This window comes from Gimesia panareensis (assembly GCF_007748155.1).
GTDB lineage: Bacteria > Planctomycetota > Planctomycetia > Planctomycetales > Planctomycetaceae > Gimesia > Gimesia panareensis.
Genome location: NZ_CP037421.1, coordinates 7,414,734 through 7,433,847, shown reverse-complemented (window position 1 = coordinate 7,433,847; position 19,114 = coordinate 7,414,734). Strand labels below are relative to the sequence as shown.

Annotated in this window: 20 protein-coding genes; 9 read left to right on the top strand and 11 right to left on the bottom strand. The window is 50.4% G+C overall.

Annotation, left to right across the window (positions count from 1 at the left end; translation table 11 throughout):
* Positions 1 to 210 precede the first annotated feature (210 nt).
* Both Enr10x_RS28105 and Enr10x_RS28100 read left to right on the top strand, forming a co-directional pair.
* Positions 211 to 1,059 carry a 6-phosphogluconolactonase gene (locus Enr10x_RS28105; protein WP_145452359.1) on the top strand — a complete coding sequence of 283 codons (849 nt, stop codon included), beginning with the start codon at positions 211 to 213 and terminating at the stop codon, positions 1,057 to 1,059.
* A 34-nt stretch (positions 1,060 to 1,093) separates the two neighbouring features.
* Positions 1,094 to 1,804, top strand: coding sequence for a PIG-L deacetylase family protein (locus tag Enr10x_RS28100; RefSeq protein WP_232093169.1), 711 nt, complete (start codon positions 1,094 to 1,096; stop codon positions 1,802 to 1,804).
* 27 nt (positions 1,805 to 1,831) lie between these two features.
* On the opposite strand, the gene Enr10x_RS28095 is transcribed toward Enr10x_RS28100, so the two are convergent.
* The 11 genes from Enr10x_RS28095 to Enr10x_RS28045 all read right to left on the bottom strand — a co-directional run bounded on the left by Enr10x_RS28095 (position 1,832) and on the right by Enr10x_RS28045 (position 8,129).
* On the bottom strand, positions 1,832 to 2,950 hold the full coding sequence (locus Enr10x_RS28095; RefSeq protein WP_145115298.1) for an ABC transporter ATP-binding protein: 1,119 nt from the start codon (positions 2,948 to 2,950) through the stop codon (positions 1,832 to 1,834).
* Complete coding sequence (locus Enr10x_RS28090; RefSeq protein WP_145452355.1) at positions 2,929 to 3,459, bottom strand: hypothetical protein; 531 nt, start codon at positions 3,457 to 3,459, stop codon at positions 2,929 to 2,931. The genes Enr10x_RS28095 and Enr10x_RS28090 overlap by 22 nt, the downstream gene beginning before the upstream one ends.
* 48 nt (positions 3,460 to 3,507) lie before the next feature.
* Positions 3,508 to 3,768 (bottom strand): hypothetical protein, encoded by a 261-nt coding sequence (locus Enr10x_RS28085; RefSeq protein WP_145452353.1) that lies wholly within the window; start codon positions 3,766 to 3,768, stop codon positions 3,508 to 3,510.
* 131 nt (positions 3,769 to 3,899) lie between these two features.
* Positions 3,900 to 4,334 carry a hypothetical protein gene (locus Enr10x_RS28080; protein ID WP_145452351.1) on the bottom strand — a complete coding sequence of 145 codons (435 nt, stop codon included), beginning with the start codon at positions 4,332 to 4,334 and terminating at the stop codon, positions 3,900 to 3,902.
* A 135-nt stretch (positions 4,335 to 4,469) separates the two neighbouring features.
* Positions 4,470 to 4,742, bottom strand: coding sequence for a hypothetical protein (locus tag Enr10x_RS28075; protein ID WP_145452349.1), 273 nt, complete (start codon positions 4,740 to 4,742; stop codon positions 4,470 to 4,472).
* 9 nt (positions 4,743 to 4,751) lie between these two features.
* Positions 4,752 to 5,600 carry a trypsin-like serine peptidase gene (locus tag Enr10x_RS28070; RefSeq protein WP_145452347.1) on the bottom strand — a complete coding sequence of 283 codons (849 nt, stop codon included), beginning with the start codon at positions 5,598 to 5,600 and terminating at the stop codon, positions 4,752 to 4,754.
* Complete coding sequence (locus Enr10x_RS28065) at positions 5,594 to 5,968, bottom strand: phospholipase A2 (RefSeq protein ID WP_145452345.1); 375 nt, start codon at positions 5,966 to 5,968, stop codon at positions 5,594 to 5,596. Before Enr10x_RS28065 ends, Enr10x_RS28070 begins: the two co-directional genes overlap by 7 nt.
* Entirely contained in the window at positions 5,968 to 6,213 is a 246-nt protein-coding gene (locus Enr10x_RS28060; protein WP_145452344.1) for a hypothetical protein, read from the bottom strand. Before Enr10x_RS28060 ends, Enr10x_RS28065 begins: the two co-directional genes overlap by 1 nt.
* Positions 6,214 to 6,401: 188 nt before the next feature.
* Complete coding sequence (locus Enr10x_RS28055; RefSeq protein WP_145452342.1) at positions 6,402 to 6,755, bottom strand: hypothetical protein; 354 nt, start codon at positions 6,753 to 6,755, stop codon at positions 6,402 to 6,404.
* A 114-nt stretch (positions 6,756 to 6,869) separates the two neighbouring features.
* Positions 6,870 to 7,448, bottom strand: a complete 579-nt coding sequence (locus Enr10x_RS28050; RefSeq protein ID WP_145452340.1) for a response regulator — start codon at positions 7,446 to 7,448, stop codon at positions 6,870 to 6,872.
* Between the two features lie 426 nt (positions 7,449 to 7,874).
* Entirely contained in the window at positions 7,875 to 8,129 is a 255-nt protein-coding gene (locus Enr10x_RS28045; protein WP_145452338.1) for a hypothetical protein, read from the bottom strand.
* Positions 8,130 to 8,605: 476 nt separating this feature from the next.
* Here Enr10x_RS28045 and Enr10x_RS28040 point away from each other — a divergent pair, with 476 nt between their 5' ends.
* From Enr10x_RS28040 to Enr10x_RS28010, 7 genes are all read left to right on the top strand, one after another.
* On the top strand, positions 8,606 to 9,607 hold the full coding sequence (locus Enr10x_RS28040; RefSeq protein ID WP_232093168.1) for a polysaccharide deacetylase family protein: 1,002 nt from the start codon (positions 8,606 to 8,608) through the stop codon (positions 9,605 to 9,607).
* Positions 9,608 to 9,630: 23 nt separating this feature from the next.
* Positions 9,631 to 10,692, top strand: a complete 1,062-nt coding sequence (locus Enr10x_RS28035; RefSeq protein WP_145452334.1) for an isochorismatase family protein — start codon at positions 9,631 to 9,633, stop codon at positions 10,690 to 10,692.
* Positions 10,693 to 10,817: 125 nt separating this feature from the next.
* Positions 10,818 to 12,560 (top strand): Nramp family divalent metal transporter, encoded by a 1,743-nt coding sequence (locus Enr10x_RS28030; RefSeq protein WP_145452332.1) that lies wholly within the window; start codon positions 10,818 to 10,820, stop codon positions 12,558 to 12,560.
* 48 nt (positions 12,561 to 12,608) lie between these two features.
* Positions 12,609 to 14,054, top strand: coding sequence for a right-handed parallel beta-helix repeat-containing protein (locus tag Enr10x_RS28025; RefSeq protein WP_145452330.1), 1,446 nt, complete (start codon positions 12,609 to 12,611; stop codon positions 14,052 to 14,054).
* Between the two features lie 262 nt (positions 14,055 to 14,316).
* Complete coding sequence (gene cysK / locus Enr10x_RS28020) at positions 14,317 to 15,246, top strand: cysteine synthase A (RefSeq protein ID WP_145452328.1); 930 nt, start codon at positions 14,317 to 14,319, stop codon at positions 15,244 to 15,246.
* Between the two features lie 259 nt (positions 15,247 to 15,505).
* Positions 15,506 to 16,651, top strand: a complete 1,146-nt coding sequence (locus Enr10x_RS28015) for a trans-sulfuration enzyme family protein (RefSeq protein ID WP_145452326.1) — start codon at positions 15,506 to 15,508, stop codon at positions 16,649 to 16,651.
* A gap of 265 nt (positions 16,652 to 16,916) precedes the next feature.
* The gene (locus Enr10x_RS28010; protein ID WP_197997647.1) at positions 16,917 to 19,112 is read left to right on the top strand and encodes an SEC-C domain-containing protein; all 2,196 of its coding nucleotides are present in this window, start codon (positions 16,917 to 16,919) and stop codon (positions 19,110 to 19,112) included.
* Positions 19,113 to 19,114: the final 2 nt, after the last annotated feature.

Genomic DNA, 19,114 nt, shown 5'->3' with positions numbered 1-19,114 from the left:
TCAAGTATAGATAAAATGGCCTTAAATTGATTTTGCCGACAATATGATTTCTCCCCTTCCGTACGGGAGTATCTCTGCAGAATGACTGTTATTATAAAGCTAACAGTTTCCAATATTCCATGCTGTCATTTTGGATTCTGAGAGAATCCACGTCATTCCAGACGCTGATAATTGTTCATACCACCCACAAATAAAAGTACCCACCAGATTATGTCTGTTCAATTTCCTGATTACCTGCAGGTCAGTCGCAACGCGTTAGCTCAAGGAACGAATGTCAAGTTTTCCGTAGTCAAAGATATGCCTGCCGTCGCAGAGCATATGGCTCAGGCAATGCTGAGTGTGATTGAAAGGGCTCGGGAAGCGGGACGTCAGCCGACACTCATTGTGCCGGTGGGCCCAGTCGATCAGTATCCGGTTCTGGCTGAGATACTGAACCAGCGGCAGTATTCCATTCAGGATGTGATGCTGATCAACATGGATGAATACCTGACGGATGATGACCAGTGGGTCGACCTGTCGCATCCTTTGAGTTTTCGTGGTTACATGAATCGAAAGTTCTATGATCTTGTGAATCCGGACCTGGCCCCCCTGCCGGAGAATCGGATCTGCCCAGATCCCAATGATGTGGGGGGGATCCAGCGAATGATTGATCAGCGTGGAGGCGTGGATGCCTGTTTTGGCGGGATCGGGATTAACGGCCATATTGCATTCAATGAACCACCAGAACCGGGAGAGGAAGTTTCGGCAGAAGAGTTCGCTGCTTTGCCGACACGGAATCTGAACTTAACTCGCGAGACCCGGACGATCAATTCCGTGACAGTGGGGGGCGAAATTTCGATTATTCCCTGGCGAGCTGTGACGATTGGGATGAAGGAAATTCTGTCAGCTCGGGAACAGCACTTTTACTGTAACCGTCTCTGGCAGAGTTCGGTGGCACGTCGGGTCTTGCATGGGCCGATTACCAGTGCCTGTCCGGCATCTCTGTTAAGAACCCATGCTGATGTTTCGCTGACGGTAGCGGAATACGTGGCAGAACTGCCTGATATTCGACTGCGTTGATCCATTTTGTTGCCTTTGTTGAAGATCACTGAAGATGAAGATTGATTTTAATCAGGAACGGATTCTGGCTGTTGTGGCACACCCTGACGATGCCGAATTGTTGTGTGCAGGGACTTTGGCACGGGCTCACCAGGAAGGGGCCGTCGTGGGAATTTGCGTGATGTGCCAGGGGGACAAAGGGCAGCCTGATCCGCCGCTGGAAAATCTGGCAGAGGTACGTCAGGGAGAAATGCAGGCTGCCGCTGCGCTGATTGGAGCTGAATTATTTTTCGGGGAGCGTCCGGATGGCGCTCTGTTTGACAGCCTGGAGCAGCGCCGACAGCTGACAGAGATCATTCGCCAGTTTCAACCTACACTCGTTCTGGCACATTCGCAGAACGATTATCATGCGGATCATCGGGCTGCTTCCGTGATCACCGAGGCTGCCACCTGGTTCAGTGCCTCGGCAGGTAACAAAACAGAATCTCCGGCTCTTCAGCAGCCTCCCGTACTGTGGTGGATGGACACGGTCAATATGACTCAGTTTGAACCCCATTTTTATATCGATGTCAGCCCGTTCGTCGAAACCAAGGTCGCGATGTTGAATTGTCATCAGAGCCAACTGCAGCGTGGAAAAGATACCAGTTTTTCTCCGTTACAGGATCTGATGCTGCAGCAGTGTTCCTCACGAGGAGCACAGTCTGGGGTCGCCTCTGCAGAAGCGTTTCGCAGCCATACTGCCTGGAAGCGTTGTGCGGCCTGGTAGATGCGCAGATCGCGGTTGGGGTCTGACTCAAATCAAGCCGAACCGTTGTGCATCTTCTCTGCGGGATGGTCCGATGTATTGAAAGCTGGCGGTTAGTCTGCCACGACTGGTAGGAATGCGTCGTTTGCGGTGCTTCTCAAAACCGGCCTGGCGTTGCACGGTTGATGGTTTGCGGTTCATTTTCCACAGCGGTGATCTGGCACGGTGGCGGATCATGGCGGGATGACCGGTGACGCTCGTGTAGTTGTGTTTGCAGTGGTAAAGTGACGCAACATATTCGCTCAGGGCGTTACCAATTCCTACTCCCTGAAAGTCAGGCAGGCAGACTGTGCGATGTTCCCGGTAGGAGGGAGACTGTGCATGCGGGAAGTAAATCACTGCGGTGAAGGCTGCGGGTTGTTCTTCCATCAGTGCCAGAAAGCAGTTGGCCGATTTGTGCAGGGAAGAGTCTAGATAGTGATGTTTACGGAACAGGTTCCACGCATTGCGATGCACGTTAACAATTCTAAGGGAGACTGGAGGGCGAGTTGGCCTTTCGCACCTCCATTGAAAATCATTAAGCGCCGGTTGATAAATCCAGTCAGGATTCAGCCAGTCGATGATATCGTAATGGCAGGAGACCGCGATCAGCATTTGATTTCGGCGTCTGACCGTTTTGGCGATCGCACAGCTGCCTGCCCGGGCGACTGTGCGGTCGACGACAGAAGTGAATTCATCAATCACAACCAGGCCTGATTGTTCGGCCAGTGCCCTGGCCAGCCTGACACGAAACTGTTCGCCATTGGACAGCACATGATAGGGACGCAGCCAGTTGGGCGGAGAAGAGAAACCGACTGACGAAAGCAGGCCGGTGATTTCTTTAATTCCCATTTTTCCCGGGAACGCATCAACGATACTCTGCTCATGGGACCAGTCAAACTCATCCACGATTTGATCCGGAAACAGTTCTCGGGCAATCGTCGTCTTGCCGCAACCTGAAGGTCCCACTATTAATCCGATATTCCACGAACGGTCCTGCAGTGGAAGATTCACAGACCATTGTTCACAGCTTCGATTTTCTGCGGGAAGCCCGAACATCCCTTCCAACTGCATGACGCGAGGAGTGCGGATGATCGGTGATTCTCTTACGAGATCCAGGCACGACATTGATAACCTTCCGACTTCAGCTGTTTTAAGAGGGCGAGTTGTTCCGATTCATCTTTGCAGTCCACCAGCACTGAGAAGCTGTCTCTGAGCAGGCTGGATTCATCTTCTCCCTGATCCTCTTCTGGGAGAACTTGTGGGGAGGAAGCCAGGGACAGAAGCAGTTTCTGGAGATCTCTGGATTCAGAAGAAATTGATTCTACCAGTGAGTCAAGTGCCCTCTGATTGGTTTGGGCCAGACTGGTGATCGAATCGAAGGTGGCCAGAATTTGATCTGCTTCTGCCGGTGTGACATCTAGAATCAGACAGGGGACTTTAGAGCCCTCAGCGATATCGGCCCGCAAATGACCATCAAGGAGTTCGAAAGTCCCGTCTCCACAATCGCGGACCAGACAGGCTGTGGCAAAACCAATCTCGTTCAAGACAGTGCGCAACGCTGATTTTTGCGCTGCTGGATGGGTCCGCCAGTTTCGAGGGTTACGAATCAGCCGGGAGGCTTTGATTCGTCGCAAGCTTTTAATTCGGTCTTTTATCTCCATCAGACTTCTTTTTATCCTAACTTACAGACAATCCAGACAGCGGTTGGAATCTACACGCTGTTTGATTTGGTCTTTGTGATAATCTCCTTTAAAGATGGGGCCCCCACAGCGGGCGCAGAAAGCGATGAACTCGTGTTTTACCAGCACTGAATTTACAACCAGATCAGGGAATTCGGCTTCCGCGAGTTTGGCTGCCAGTACATGAGTCTGTGCTTCTCGATCCAATCGTTTGACAGGGCGTCCGTTTTTTTCTCGTGCAAGGTAGACAGTAAACCGGGGCATCAGAGGTTCCTTTTCATTTCTGAATAACTTGGAATTTCAAGACAAGGTACACAGACTATTTTAAACAGAGTTTGCCCTTTGTCTTGAGGTGCATCCAGTCAGACGTGCTCAGCCGGAACCATCTGAAAGTCTTACTTCACAAGCTCCAGATTAAAGAGTGTATCCTGGTCAGCTGGAATCACGAGTTCATTCGTGTCGGGCGGCTTCTGTTTTAATGCATCCGAGATCAGATAGCCTCCCACTGGCGCACCGATTCCCGTCGCGAGCAGACCGGCTCCTAAAGCCAGTTTGGCCAGTGTACCAGTCGTGCTGTTTGACGGTGGCAGATACTGATGTGTCACGCTGCTGTAATCCCCGATATGCATGTCTTCGCCCTCAGGACGATTGTTGTCAACGGTTTCTTTGCCGAGCAGTTTTTCGCGTGTGGACATGACGAGTGAATCTACATTGTCAAACCGCCTCGCGGCCTGTCTGAGATTCTCCGCTCGTTCCCCTACCTTCACTCCCCACCACATCTGGGCCAGTTTCTCCGCCCAGGTCTCCGGCTTCGCGGTCTCTTCTGTCATCGTGATCACTCCAGGACTGCACGAGCTGACCGAACGTCCCGCTCTGGAACGCGCGGTCGAGCTCATTATTTTCTTCAATCAGGCGATTGTGGAATATTGTCGTCTGCCTGATCAGATCTTCCAGCGGGTCCGTCATCAGGTTGCCTGTGACGGACCAGCGGGAGTGACTTTGCTGGCGACTTCACGAATGCCGACCGCTTCATCAAGGGTCACCATGCGCTTGTTTTCCAGGTAATCGTAGTCCACGATTTTCTGAACGGTCACAAAGTTATTCTGTGCGACGGTTCCGGTTTGCATGAGTTGTGTCAGCATGTGATTGGCAACATTGTCCGATAAATCCACAGCCATCTCCTGTTCTCCTTCTTCCTGAATGGGAATTTCTACATCTAAAATAGCGCCGTTCGGCATGATTTCGCCTCACTTGTTAACGGCCTTAAAACGCAATTTAATTGGTTGTCCCAGTAAATATTTCTGTTCCTGTTTCACAGTTCCGTCTGCCCCGATGAGCTGTACAGGAATCTGTGTCTGTTTTAACCTCTCAATCTCTTTCTGCAGTCTGGATATTTCCGTTTCGATCGCAGCAATTTGTTGACGGTTTTCATTTTCCGGTTGCTGCGGCGGAACTGGATTCGTTTTCACGATTGCAGATGGTTCACAGTCGCAACAAGGGAGTCTGCCGTACAGATTGATGAGCTTGTGACGAATCAGAGTGCTTTCTGTATAAAGTGTGTTCGAAAAATTGTGACCTTTGATGATGCCAACAACTTGTCCGTTGACCAGAATGGGGCCGCCGGAATCTCCCTTGGCAACAATTCTGGAGAAGTAACGTCCTTGGGGAGTGACCAGAATACGGGCTCTCAGCGATTTCAACTGGTAGACCCCGTTTGAGTAACCATAAGCGACCGCCTGTATTCCATCAGCCGGCTGTTGACTCGAAAGCTCAAAACAGTGCGTGGCGGAGATTTTTCGAGTCTCAAGAATCGCATAGTCAACAGTGCCCTTATACTCTTTAAAAACTACCTGGGCTTTCCACCATGATCCCCCATAGCCAATCTGAATGGTTCGAGCCTGATTGATGTTGTGTGCTGCGGTAATATAGATGGAGCGATCTGCAATATTTCCGATGAACGCGCAGGCTCCTGTGCCGAGAAGTTGGCGGCAGCCTTGCGGTGTGCATTGTGTTTCCGTTGTCCTGACTGCCAGCGCCTGGGCCTGCAGGCAGGATGTTGTCAGGATGACAAGCAGAGTTGTTAAGCTTTTCACCATTGAAGATACCTGTTGAAAAACAGTAAAAAATAATGCCAGGGGTTGAGGGGGACCTTTCCTGGTTCCCAGTTAAAGGCGGCGATTCCGAACAGCCTGACACGGCGGTAGTACACGTTCGCCATGAATCTGCCGAGATCACAGCGGCGCAGATTACGATACAGGGCAGCATCTGCCCGTGCTCGATCCCGTTTACAGCCTCCTTGCTGATAGGCGTAGTCATGCCAGTGACAGGCAGGTCTGAGATCAACCCCACCCCACTGGTCCGGTGAATAACTGCAGCCGTTTGAGATGAAATCAACGGGAGGGACAGGGCCTTCCATCTGCTTCACGAGTGATGTGGGTAGATCTGCCAGAGTAATCTGGATCATCAGTTTTCTCCGAACACGCGGTCTTCCAGGCGGCTGATCCGCCTTTCATGTGAATTGACCATTTCGATTAACAGTTCCTTATTAGCGTCCAGTTTTTCATCAATCTGAATAAGCCGATGACTGTGTTCTATGAGTGTTTTGGCAGTCCAGGTAATCGCTCCCACTCCACCAGCTACGATGGGAGAAAACACACAAGCGATAACCCATGCCGGGATAAAAAGTCCTTTTCTTGTTTGCGCGGGCATTCGTTTCTCAAAGTATTCGAGTTCTGATTTATGATTGAGTGTCGAAGAGTGCTTATCTTCCGGAATGGCGTGGCGCGGACAAGATGGATCTGCATAAAAAAAGCACCCGTTGTTGCTCAGAACAACAGGTGCATAGTAATCATGAGATGGAAAGAGGTGAGAGGAAACGAACGATGTAGCTGGTTGGATCAGCGATTATCCGATTCCAGTTTCAGAGGAAACTCACTGACAGGAAGCTGTTCTCGTTTCACAATTCTAAGCCGATTCCAGCCTTTCGTGACCAGTGTTTCTCTGAGTCTGGTCTCGGCGGGGTCCAATTCACGTTTATCGAATGTTCCCTCTACAGAGACGGGTTCAAACTCAGCATCAACAATAAATTGAGCCAGGGCAGGATTGCAACGGATGTGATATTCGGGTTGTTCCTGCAGTTCTTCTTCACGGACTTCGCCAATGATGTACCGTAAGTAGAGTGCGCTATCTTCGATATTGTCTACTTCTTCTCCACAAACAATGCAGAGATAGCCTTGATCACACCTGGCCATAATTTTGACTTGAGAATTCGTATTTTGAATGCTGATGATTTGCAGCAGAACTTAGCTGTCTGCGGACGCGGCAGCTTTATTGTAAGCAGGCTTTTGGGGAGGAGTGAAGAGTGTTCAGGATGTTTTGAGATATTCTTTTAAGTTGGCGATTTCCTCCAAAAGCACCTGCAGGAATTCTGAGGCGGCCTCTTTATTGTCGGCGGCCATGATGTCTTTCACCGATTGTCTGATTTTCTGAGTTGGAGAATACAGGTCGAGAGTCGTCTCTGTGTTGGAAGTGTGAATGACATTCAATGACATATCATTCAGTTCCTGTTTGAGTTCATCCTGGTCCAGAGGCTTAAACATGATCTTGGAGAAACCCAGTTCCTTGGCCAGTTTGATCCGCTGCAGATTTCGATCCTGGGCATTATTTTCGGGGCGGACCGCGGTCATCAGAATGAACTGGGGAGCTGCTACGATTCCATGATCAGAATAACGTTCCAGTTGTTGGGCCTGCTGAAACAGGTCGACGCCATCCATGCCGCTCATGACGAGATCTGTCAGGACTACGTGAATTTCATTATCTGATTGCAGCAGCTTAATGGCCTCGTAGCCTGATGAAGCCATCACTGCAGTGAAACCGATTTTTTCTACCAGTCGTGCATAATAGTGACAAGAATATCCAATATCATCGACAACGAGAACTTTCATCGACCTGCCTGAGAGGTTTGGAGAATGAAAAATGATTCACCAGTCGATTGAATGTAACAGGGGGAGCATTTTTCGTGAGATCAAAGATTTATTAGATTCAATTATTTATGTGTCAATCAAAAGTTTGGATCGTCATTTGAAGGTTTTTACCTGTATGATAAATACCGAATAAAGACTTACATATGCAAGAAATGGGCTTAATTTAAGGTAAATTTCTGCATATGCGTCATGATCGTGAAATCGAAGACGTGTATGTCTGAATCAATCCTCAAATCATACATATGGGTCCTGAATGATGCTGATAATTTGACACACAACTCCAGTGTTTCGAAACAGAGAGGTATTGCTGACTCGAAATAGAAACAGGACCGGATTGTCATGAATTGTGGAAATTGGATGTGCAGACCACACCTGTAGCTTCTCTCATTACAATTCCCGTTGCCTCTGATGAGACCAGAAATCATTAGCGTCAACGATGACATTGCTGCCAAATTTGAAGTAAGGAATTCCTGACTCTTTCAGGAGCTCTTTGAAATTCTTTTCTGTCATTCCAAACAGTTGTGCCCAGATTTTGCTGCTGAATTTCCCAGTTTGTGGAAACGCTCCTGGTGATGGTGCGAGATTGTTAACGAGGTCAAATGCAAACCGATCTGATTCAATAGACTTGTTTGATTCCGTCATGAGATCAATGCCTATCAGATTTACCGCGTGTATTTCTTACCATCGATGGCGCGTACTTCTCACACAAGAGATGTCAGGCATGCAATGCGAAAGAATGAGTGAACGAAGAGCTGCTTCGATCAGAAACGCATTAAAGAAATCACGCGACAAAAACTAGCGACACCTACAGCGGTCGCTACGCGGCTGCCCCCAGGCAGATATGGACATATGGATTTACCACTCTCAGGCAATGAAATGATTGTACCGCAGGTTCCTGTACAAATCAATATACGGCTGGATGTTTTTTCGAAAATGAAGCCGTCTTCTTTCTTCATATAGTCCTTAAAAACAGGGGTAAATCTCTTCTGAAGTGGGGCGATAGAAAGAAGCTCAGAATTGCAGATGAAACATGGGCAATCTCTTATATAATCAGTCAGTACCAGCCTGATTTGATGGTCCCTGAGAGATTGATTTAAGCCATGTTGAGCCCGGAATTCATGAGTTCGCTTTCACGTCGCGCATTTCTGTCTGCCTCTGTTGCGGCGGTTTCAGTCAGTCGGATGTCTGCTCTGCAGGCTGTTGCGAAACCGGTTCGGAAAGCACAGATTGTAATCACATTCGACCTGGAAATGAGTCGCATGTACCCGCGCAAAGAGATGCTGGAGTGGGATTACCAGAAAGGGAACCTGAATCAGGAAACGAAAGCGTATTCATTGAAAGCAGCTCAAATCGCCAAAGAGCTGGGAGGTGTCATTCATTTTTTTTGTGTGGGACGTGTGCTGGAACAGAAAGACGTGCAATGGTTGAAGTCAATTTCCGAACTCGGGCATCCGATTGGCAATCACACGTATGACCATGTGAATGTGTGGGCGACAGAACCGGAGAAAACGCAGTTCCGTTTTCAACGTTCGCCCTGGCTGCTGGGAGGCAAGACAGCGGCGCAGGTCATACAAAATAATATTCGCATCACGACAGAAGCGATGCAGCAGCGGCTGGGTGTCAAACCCGACGGTTTTCGTACTCCCGGCGGCTCCAGTGCGGGACTGGATCAGCGGGAAGATCTGCAGAAACTGCTGCTGGCGGAAGGGTTCCCATGGGTCAGTTCCAAATATCCCCGACACAAATACAGTCCGCCTGATGTTGCGCCCGAGGTTGAGATCTATGAGTCGATTCTGAGTGCGCAACAGACAGCTCAACCCTATGTCTATCCGACGGGGCTGATTGAAATTCCCATGAGTCCGATCAGCGATGTAGGCGCCTTTCGCACAAGTCACTGGAAGCGGAAGTATTTTTTGAAGTCGGTTGAGTTGTGTATTCAGCAGGCAATTGAGCGGGGGGAGGTCTTTGATTTTCTCTGTCATCCCTCGATCATGTATGTCGAAGATCCGCATTTTGAGACAGTGGAACTCATTTGTCAGCTGGTGAAGCAAGCAGGAGATCGCGCTGAACTTGTGGGAATGAGTGAAATCGCCCGGCGCTACGGTGAGCAGCAACCCTGATGTTTTCAAGGAGTCGCCCTGATATGAAGGTTAATTCGATACTGGCCCTCATCATGTTCATTTTCAGCGTGGTGTCGCAGGCTGTGCAGGCAGGTGATGAGCCACGCGTTTATCACAACACATTAACTCCTCTGAAAAATCCGCAACCACTGTTGGCAGATCATCCGGAATTCGTGCAGCCGATCGAAGAGCTTGGCCGGTATGAAGCTCCTTTACTGGTCGATGATGAAGGGGCAGATCTGTCCGTGAGGGCCTGGAGGTTTTCCTACAATGCCCGAGGCATCATCGAAATGCCGAATCGGATCTCCATCAAGAACACGGCAGTTATCATGGTGCATCCCTGGGGAATTGATGACGGTCAGGGCTGGAAAACACCTGAACCAGCAGGCGCTGCTGATTTCTGTACGCCGGAGAAAAATCATCTGGCAGGTCGGCACACGCGCGAGGTGATCGATCCGTTTTTGAAACGCATGCGGAAATCGAATGCGCTGATCATGTTCAGTCTGATTGGGAAAGTCGACCCGATCCGGAAAAAGCTGTATCGCACTTTTGATTATAACCCAACGCCGGCGGAACGGGCAGAGGCACGAAAGGAGCTTACCAGGCAACTCAAGAGTCTGCCTTACCGGGGAAAACCTTTGCCTGCACAAATCGCGCTTTCGAAAGAACAGCCTGTGATCGATTATTTTCGGCAGTTCTCCGGTTTAAGTGCGGGAGATCATTTTAACGGAAAAGGATTCTGGGATGTGCCGGTACCTGTCACGCAGGATGTCACAGTTCACAATAATGACGTGCTCATCTTTGACCGGGAAGGTTATGCCCCGTTGAAGGCCTTCTTAAAGAAGCAGGGGATTCGACATATTCTGTTGACCGGCTATGCGACCGACATGTGTTTCTGTAAAACGACTGCTGGGTATGAAAATCTTTCGCAGGACTTTAATGTCTTTCTGGTGGGTGATGCGACACTGGCCACCTTCCCCGCCAATTCCTCACCCCGATATGCGACCAATGCCCACATTTCTTTTGCCTCTCTCAATCATCTGATCACTCAGGTTTCCTGGATTAAACCGATCAGCTCCGACTGAAACCATGTGTTGGGTTGACTGGCTGATACGACTGTAGAATGGCTGCCAGAGTAGCGGTCTGCTGGTATTCGGCTTAGAATGATTTTCCTCTGAATTTTGCTTGCCATTCAAGAAAGACGCTCTCCATGTCAGAAGATACAGCTGCTGATCCAGAAGAACTGGTGCCCGATGATGTGATTCCTCATCAGTCACTGCCTCCATTAAAGTACCGTGATCTGCCTCCCGCGATCTCCTGGATGAAGATGATCGGTCCCAGCATCATGCTGGCAGGGTTATCGTTGGGATCGGGCGAGTTTGTGCTCTGGCCTTATATTACATATAAAACCGGCTTCATTTTCTTCTGGGCCTGTCTGCTGGGAGTGATTACCCAGTTTTTTATGAACATGGAAATCGAACGCTGGACGCTGGCGACCGGCGAAAGTGCGATTACCGGTTTTTGTCGTCTGAATAAAAACTGGGCCTGGATTATGCTGTTGTTGAATATTGTTCCCTGGGCCTGGCCTGGCTGGGCGACCGGTGCGGGGACCATGTTGAGCTGGACGTTCCTGGGGCCAGAAAAAATCGCCAGTGCACAACTGGAGCCTGCCCCAGCGAAATTCGATCTGGCGGAGGTTTCAGGAAAAGCGAGTTACGCTCCCACATCAGGGACACTGAAGTGGCGCGGTTCGATGAATGAAGCGGAACGCGATCAGTTGAGTCGGGCCTTTGTGGAGCATGAGATTCCGGATCAGGCGGGCCAACTGTATCAGAATCTTCAGGAAGGGACTGGTCTGCAGTACGAGGCTAAATATAGCGCGTTTCTGGGGATCGCCGGTCTGCTGCTGGTAGGCGTGGTGCTCACTACCGGGCCAGTGGTTTATAACACGGTCGAAAAAATTCAGATCTTTCTGGTGGGCATGATCTTTGTGATCGCCGTCATTCTGGGGATCTACCTGATCAAACCGTATGCGATCACTTCCATGCTGGAAGGGGCGGTCAGCATCGGTAAGATGCCTGATTCCTCCAGTGGTCTGGGAACGATGGCACTGCTGGGGGCACTCGCCTTTGCCGGAGCCGGGGGAACAATGAACCTGGGGCAAAGTAATTTTATCAAGGACAAAGGTTATGGGATGGGGCAGTATATCGGTCGCATTACCAGTCCGATTACGGGGCAGGAAGAAGCGGTCAGTGAAGTGGGGTATCACTTCAAACATACGCCGGAGAATCAGGCACGCTGGAAGCAGTGGTGGAAGGCAGCGAACATCGAACACTTTCTGAGTTTCTTTCTGACGTGTCTGGCATGCCTGGTGTTGCTGTCGTTGATCTCTTACTCCCTGTTTTATGATGCCCAGGGCCAGCTCATGGAGGGAATGGACAAGTTCGGCGAGGGGATGAATTTCATCTGGGGGCAGGCGACCTTACTGGAAGCCAAGCTGGGGGGAACATTCAAGCTGATGTTTCTGTTGATGGGAACCGCAATTCTGTTGACGACGGAACTGGGCGTGCTCGATGCGACAGCGCGGATTTCAGCGGACATTCTCAAGGTCAATTACCTGCGGGAAAACGAGCACTGGTCTCTGAGTAAGTTATATTATGTTTTCCTCTGGGGTGAGATTCTGCTGGGGTCTGCGATTCTGCTCTACGGTTCGATCAACCCCCAGTTCAGCCAGCCACTGTTCCTGATCAAAACTTCGGCAGCCATGAATGGCGGAGTGATGTTCCTGTATTCCATGATTCTGCTGTACATGAATTCGAAAATCCTGAGTCGCAGTATCAGCACCAGCCCGCTACGATTTGTGGTGATGGTCTGGGCGGCTGCCTTTTTTGGCTATTTCAGTCTACAGGCATTTCAGATGCAGATTATTCCCTACCTGTTCCCTCACAGTTGACCCCTGATTCCTCAGGTAAAACCAGCCACTGATTTCGGATCCATATTCATGCCAGAATCTTTCCTGCCCTGTGCTTCGCGCTGTTTGACAAAACAGTTTTATTCCATTCTTCTCTGTATCTGGCTGATCAGCGGAGTCTGGAGTCCATCGTTTGTACAGGCGGCTACTTATTATGTGAATAACCAGACCGGCAGCGATGAGCACGACGGGCTTTCTGAAAAATCGTCTGTTGCCACGATTGCCAGGGCGATTGCACTTTGCCAGACCAGCGACAGGATTGAACTCAGCAATACAGGACGCTCTTACCGGGAGCCGATGCTGTTTCGCAGACTGGGGGGGACACCCGATCGACCGTTTGTTGTTGAGGGCAATGGTGCGGTGGTCTCAGGACTGCAGGCCCTTGATGCGAAGCAGTGGAAATCGATCGGGAAGGGAGTCTATGTTTTGCAACTGGAAAAGACACCTTATGGAAATCCGTTTCTGGTGTCCCGTGGGAAACGTCTTCCCGCAGCCCCAAACCGGGACGTGTTGAAGGAGGGAGAACACTATTGGGACCGCAAGACCAGCAGGATCTATTTTTACTGTGAAGCGGGAAAACAGCCTGCTGACTACGACCTGGAGGCCACACTGCACGTCAGTGGTTTTACCCTGACGAGTGCCAGCTATATTTCCTGTCGGAACCTGATCTGTCAACATTTCTCCAACGACGGCTTTAATATTCATGGAGATTGTCGCGGAATTCGACTGGAAAACGTCATTGCGCGGCATAATGGTGATGACGGCATTTCGATTCATGAGGCCGGAGGACTCATCGTTCAGAACGCTTACGTTCATAACAACTTTTATGGAATCCAGGATGTGAATGCGTCGCGCTCTGTGTATAACGGCGTGCTGGCTGAATTGAATCAGGTGGGGGTCAGCCTGGTGGGAGGGTATCATTCGCTGGTCGATTGTCAGATCCGCAAGAACGCCCGGAGTGAGATCGATATAGCGGGATCGAACCCCGGGCATCTGATTGGCGCTGAACAGAATCTGATGTGCCAGACAATTCTGTTTGCTCAGAATGTGTCTGTATTCGGGGCTGGAAGCCAGATGGGGCTCAGTGTAAGGAATGGGGCCCGCGCGATCATGGAACATTCGGTGATCAGCGGATCTGGTACCGGCGTGTATGTCGATCGATTGAGTCATTGTCATCTGACTCTGACGGCGGTGAGTCAGTGCGACATCGTTTTGAATCTGCAATCGAAACAGTGTTTCTGTGATTTTAATCTGTACAGTCCCGGACAGTTCCACTGGCTGGAGACGGTATATGCTGCGGATCAGTGGTCAGAGTATCAGAATGCTTCACAACTGGACCCGCATTCGCGGATCGAAGAATTGACGGTGGAGGCAGACGGGACGGTCAGTGCCCCTGGTGAAGCCATGATTTTCTCAGGTCGGAAACAGACTGTTGGGCCTACGGCGTCGTTCTCGCTTAAGTTTCAGCAGGATTAAGGAAGTCAGCAGATCAGGGGGGACTTTCATTTCCTGCGAGATTTGAGTGAAATCAGCCAGCTGTATTTGTCCCAGTTTTGCTCTTTGTTACGGAATGAGATAGGGATTGCCTCATTTTCGGCGATCTTACATAATACAGGCGAGCTGACGAGGATTGTCAAATTCCAGTCCTTTAACTGTTTACGCCAAACCCGGCAATCTTTCAGTCGCTGGTCCGTATTTGAATTCATCTGGAAGTTCCCCTCATTGAAAGAGTTGAAACATGCCCATTTATCAAGATAACTCAGAAACAATCGGTCGGACCCCTCTGGTTAAGATCAACCATTTAACGGAAGGGTTGAAGGCGACAATCCTGGCTAAGATTGAAGGCCGAAATCCGGCATACAGTGTGAAGTGCCGTATCGGTGCGAACATGATCTGGGATGCGGAAAAGAGCGGGAAGCTGAAACCCGGGATGCAGGTTGTGGAGCCAACCAGTGGGAACACGGGAATTGCACTCTCCTTTGTGTGTGCGGCCCGCGGTTATCAATTGACGTTGACCATGCCGGATTCAATGTCGGTCGAACGTCGGCTGATGCTGAAAGGCTTCGGTGCCAACCTGGTTCTGACACCAGGCGCAGATGGGATGAAAGGAGCGATTCAAAAGGCGGAAGAACTGGCGGCGAGTCCGGAATTCTACATGCCACAACAGTTTGAAAACCCGGCAAATCCGGAAATTCACTTTAAAACCACAGGTCCCGAGATTCTGAAGGATACTGAAGGGAAAGTGGACTATTTTGTTGCGGGTGTCGGTACAGGCGGAACGATCACAGGTGTCTCACGGTTCCTTAAGCAGGACCAGGGGCTCAATGTAAAATCAGTGGCTGTTGAACCGACAAGCAGTCCGGTCCTTTCCGGCGGTGAGCCTGGAAAACATAAAATCCAGGGGATCGGAGCTGGATTCATTCCCGCTAACTGCGATACTTCGCTGATCGATGAAGTGATCCAGGTCACCGATGATGAAGCATTCGGGATGGCTGGTCATATCGCCAAAAGAGAAGGGATTACCTGCGGCATCAGTTGTGGAGCAGCCATGCACGCTGCTTTAGAAATTGCCAAACGCCCTGAAGCAGAAGGCAAAACGATTGTTGTGATTCTGCCCGATTCGGGTGAGCGTTACCTGTCGACGCCGTTATTTGATGATGCCCGCTGATCAGCGGGCCGGGCAACAAGTTATTGCCAGGTCATGGGTTCGCGGATTGCAGGTCTTACGGGAACCCTGTACAGATTAATTTGTGCGCTGTTGTAGTGCCAGCAGAGTGGCAACCAGCGGTTCAGGTCTGTATTCTTCACTAAACCTGCAATGACCAGAACCCTGGATCTTCTCCGGTGTCTTTCGGAAAGAGGCGACAATCCCGAGGAATTCTCAGGGGACTTTTACATCGACAAATCATGAAATTGGATGGTTAGCTATGCGTTTTGAAACTAAGTGTGTTCACACCGGAGTCGACAAAGACAGTACTTTTAACAGCTGTACAACTCCGATCTACACGACTTCGACTTTCTACTGGGACAGCCTGGAAAGCCATAAGGGGTTTGATTACACACGCAGCGGAAACCCGACCCGCAGTGCAATGGAAGAAAATATTGCTGCTCTGGAAGGAGGCGTGTCCTGTCGCGCGACTGCCACCGGGATGGCTGCCATCACACTGGCCATGCATCTGTTTAAGCCCGGCGATCACATTATTGCCGGTGATGATATCTATGGCGGAACCTATCGTCTGTTTGCGGACGTGTTTACCAAATGGGGCGTCAAGTTCTCCTTCGTCAAGATGGGAGATATTGAAAACGTACGCTCGGCGATCACTCCGGAAACCAAAGCAATCTGGATTGAAACCCCCAGCAATCCCCTGCTGAATCTGGTCGACATTCAGGCTGTGACCAAGGTGGCGTCAGAGTCTGGTTCGGGCATCATCACGATTGCCGACAATACCTTCTGCTCTCCTTACCTCCAGCGTCCCATCGAATTTGGTGTCGACATTGTTTTGCACTCGACAACGAAATACTTGAACGGTCATTCTGATGTCGTGGGCGGTTGTGTTGTTTCGCGGACAGAAGAACTGGCTGAACGGGTTGCGTATATTTCGAATGCTCTGGGATTGGGGTGTTCGCCGTTTGATGCCTGGCTGGTATTGAGAGGGGTGAAGACCCTGGGCCCGCGCATGGAAGCCCATCAGCGGGGAGCGCTGGCGCTGGCGCAGATGCTTGAAGCGCATCCCAAAGTGGAACGCGTCTATTATCCCGGACTGGAATCACATCCCCATCATGAGCTGGCGAAACGCCAGCAGAGTGGTTTTGGCGGGATGCTGAGCTTTGATGTGAAAGAGGGACGTCCGGTCGCGGAGAAAGTGATGCTGAACTCCAAGTTGTTTTTGCTGGCGGAATCTCTGGGAGGGGTCGAATCTCTCATAGAATATCCGGAGAGCATGAGCCATGCCTCAATGACTAAAGAGGCACGACGAGAAGCCGGCATTACCGAAAAAACGGTTCGAGTTTCCGTGGGTATTGAAAATCCAGACGATCTGGTTGCCGATTTGAAGCAGGCTTTAGACAGCTGACATCAGCCCGGTAACGCCGCTGCTTAAAATTCAGGACTTGCTCGTTGAAACAGATACGTTCTGAGTGAGCTTGAGAGTCTTTTTTTTCTTGTAGAAGTCTATGAGCAGCGCGTGTCATGCGCGTTTCTGATATGATATGATGGTCTGCTGAATTCTGATGGTCATTCAGCAGACACTCTACTTCGATCCTGAATCAGAAAAATGTTTTCCGAGAGAGCTGCCAGTCCGCCAAATACCCATCCTGGAAACCAAGAAGGCCGAGGTTATGAGTATCGATCCCTACGATCCCTGTCCCTGCAACAGTGGTAAGAAATATAAATTTTGCTGTCATTCGATTGGAGACGAGGTCAGCAAGATCTCACATCTGCACGAGACTCACCAGACTGCAACCGCACTGCAATTGCTGGATCGTCTGAAGAAAAAACATCCCGAACAACCCTTGAGCTATATTACTGAAGCTCAAATTCTGATGGCCGAACGACGGTTTGAAGATGCACTGGTCCCCTTGAATGAATGCCTGGAACGCGAGCCGGATCACCCCGCCGCACATTCCCTGCTGGCCACTTCTTCATTTCTGGCACACGGATACAAACGGTCCCAGAAAACGATTTATACGGCGTTGCAAAAGTGCGCTGCGGTTGACGTCAGCCTGGCAACTCCCCTGGCGATCAGTATTGCGATTGCCCTGCAGATGCGCGGTTACTACCTGGCTGCGCGGGAACATTTTGCACTGGCGATGCGGGTCGCTTCTCAGGAGTATCAGCAAAATCTATTCATGAACCTGCTGGAATTTGATGGCGATGACCAGATCCCATACCAGTTCCGTGGGGTGCATGTGCTGGAGCGTTGCCCGCTGGAAGACAGCGAACAGCAGGCCACTTTTGAAAAAGCACAGCGCCTGGCAAATCTGGGGTGCTATCGTTCCTCAGCCAGTCTGTTCAAACAGCTTGCAGAAGCGACCGGCCTGGTCACACTCTGGAAAAATGCAGCGTTCTGCTATGCCTGGGCGACGGATGAAGTCAAAGCGGCTGAACTGTTTCACCAGGCGGCTGGTATCGAGTCTGATTTTGCCGAAGCGGTCGAACTGGAAACGCTGGCACAACTGCTCGATCTGAATAATACCGGCGAAGTCGTGAATTCGATTGAGAAAGTGTTTGAAGTCGAATCGCTTTCCAGGTTCCTGACTCAAATGGACCTGCATCCCCAGGTTTTGAGAGGCAACGTTCCTCCGGCTCAAGATCCGGAAGAGACGACGCCTGCGGCTTATTACCAGATTCTCAATTCAGAGCTCGATGCTGATTCCCGGGGTGAGGGGATTACTCTCGAAACAGTCCCAGTGGTGATTGGCGACATCGATGTCTTTGATGCAGATCGACAATTGGGGAACCCTGCTATCGTTCGGTTGTATGCCTATGAAGGGGATCAGCTGGAAAAGACGGAACAGATTTTTGAAGCCGCGTTGGGTAAAGAAGGTAAAAAAGAGTGCGGTCTGCAGGAGGTGGAACCAGACAGTGAAGAGGCAGGCACCCCCCTTTCACCAATCCCTACCGAACAGTGGCCCCTCTTTTTTCGCTGGAGCTTTCCGCAGAAAATGCCCATTCTCAAACGCCGGGAACTGGAAGCAGAGCAGTGGAAAAAACTGCTCTCAGAGACCTGGTCAGAGACACCACTGGCGGGACTGGACGGAAAGACTCCCGCTGAAGCGGCAAAAGAAGATAGCCTGAAAGTCGCTTTGACGGCAGCGGCCTATGTCCTCGACGCGCAGACGCTCTCGCTCGGGCATTTTCTGGATTTTTCAGAGCTGGATCCGGAGCTGGGTATTTCAGAGCTGGCACCTCTGGCGGTCGATGCGTCTTCCCATTTCAATACCTGTTCCTCGATGACACAAAACCGTATTCCGGTCAAAGAGCTCAGTGATCCACAATTAATGTATATCTTCAATCGTGCCTTGCTCATCCGGCATCCACGATTTCTATATGACGTATTGATTGAAGTTTTGAGCCGGGACGAATGCATAAAAGAAGTTGATCTGGATCGGGTTTATACGACGTTGACAGAAATCTGTCACAAGAAAAATCAGCGTGAGGAGATGCTGTCCTGGATTCATAAGGGCCAGGAAAATGCCCAGGCTCAACCAGAGCATGCATTTGAGAGTGAGCTGCAGTGGAAGATGCGCGAACTCTCATTCCGGCTGGAAGATACATCCGATCCCGGTCTTTCTGATTTCATGAAAGGGATCTGGGATAATTATGGGAAAAAGATGCCTCAAATCAGGGAGTACCTGAAGGCGTTTGCGCAGGCCTTTGATCTGGATCTTCCCTGGATTAAGGAGTCGTCCCTGTTAGATACCGGCGACCTGGCGGGAAATGTTTCCAGTGAGGGGATCTGGTCTCCTGGTGAAGCGGCTCCCGAGGCTGATTCCGGTTCCGGTTCCAAGCTCTGGCTGCCGGGTCAATCGTAATC

Excerpts from the sequence above, each read along its gene's own strand:
- Enr10x_RS28105 (WP_145452359.1), top strand. The coding sequence starts at position 211 with ATGTCTGTTCAATTTCCTGATTACCTGCAGGTCAGTCGCAACGCGTTA.
- Enr10x_RS28050 (WP_145452340.1), bottom strand. The coding sequence starts at position 7,448 with ATGAAAGTTCTCGTTGTCGATGATATTGGATATTCTTGTCACTATTAT.
- Enr10x_RS28055 (WP_145452342.1), bottom strand. The coding sequence starts at position 6,755 with ATGGCCAGGTGTGATCAAGGCTATCTCTGCATTGTTTGTGGAGAAGAA.
- Enr10x_RS28085 (WP_145452353.1), bottom strand. The coding sequence starts at position 3,768 with ATGCCCCGGTTTACTGTCTACCTTGCACGAGAAAAAAACGGACGCCCT.
- Enr10x_RS28030 (WP_145452332.1), top strand. The coding sequence starts at position 10,818 with ATGTCAGAAGATACAGCTGCTGATCCAGAAGAACTGGTGCCCGATGAT.
- Enr10x_RS28025 (WP_145452330.1), top strand. The coding sequence starts at position 12,609 with ATGCCAGAATCTTTCCTGCCCTGTGCTTCGCGCTGTTTGACAAAACAG.
- Enr10x_RS28010 (WP_197997647.1), top strand. The coding sequence starts at position 16,917 with ATGAGTATCGATCCCTACGATCCCTGTCCCTGCAACAGTGGTAAGAAA.
- Enr10x_RS28080 (WP_145452351.1), bottom strand. The coding sequence starts at position 4,334 with ATGACAGAAGAGACCGCGAAGCCGGAGACCTGGGCGGAGAAACTGGCC.
- Enr10x_RS28035 (WP_145452334.1), top strand. The coding sequence starts at position 9,631 with ATGAAGGTTAATTCGATACTGGCCCTCATCATGTTCATTTTCAGCGTG.
- Enr10x_RS28100 (WP_232093169.1), top strand. The coding sequence starts at position 1,094 with ATGAAGATTGATTTTAATCAGGAACGGATTCTGGCTGTTGTGGCACAC.
- Enr10x_RS28015 (WP_145452326.1), top strand. The coding sequence starts at position 15,506 with ATGCGTTTTGAAACTAAGTGTGTTCACACCGGAGTCGACAAAGACAGT.
- Enr10x_RS28095 (WP_145115298.1), bottom strand. The coding sequence starts at position 2,950 with ATGTCGTGCCTGGATCTCGTAAGAGAATCACCGATCATCCGCACTCCT.
- Enr10x_RS28060 (WP_145452344.1), bottom strand. The coding sequence starts at position 6,213 with ATGCCCGCGCAAACAAGAAAAGGACTTTTTATCCCGGCATGGGTTATC.
- Enr10x_RS28040 (WP_232093168.1), top strand. The coding sequence starts at position 8,606 with ATGAGTTCGCTTTCACGTCGCGCATTTCTGTCTGCCTCTGTTGCGGCG.
- Enr10x_RS28070 (WP_145452347.1), bottom strand. The coding sequence starts at position 5,600 with ATGGTGAAAAGCTTAACAACTCTGCTTGTCATCCTGACAACATCCTGC.
- Enr10x_RS28065 (WP_145452345.1), bottom strand. The coding sequence starts at position 5,968 with ATGATCCAGATTACTCTGGCAGATCTACCCACATCACTCGTGAAGCAG.
- Enr10x_RS28075 (WP_145452349.1), bottom strand. The coding sequence starts at position 4,742 with ATGCCGAACGGCGCTATTTTAGATGTAGAAATTCCCATTCAGGAAGAA.
- cysK (WP_145452328.1), top strand. The coding sequence starts at position 14,317 with ATGCCCATTTATCAAGATAACTCAGAAACAATCGGTCGGACCCCTCTG.
- Enr10x_RS28045 (WP_145452338.1), bottom strand. The coding sequence starts at position 8,129 with ATGACGGAATCAAACAAGTCTATTGAATCAGATCGGTTTGCATTTGAC.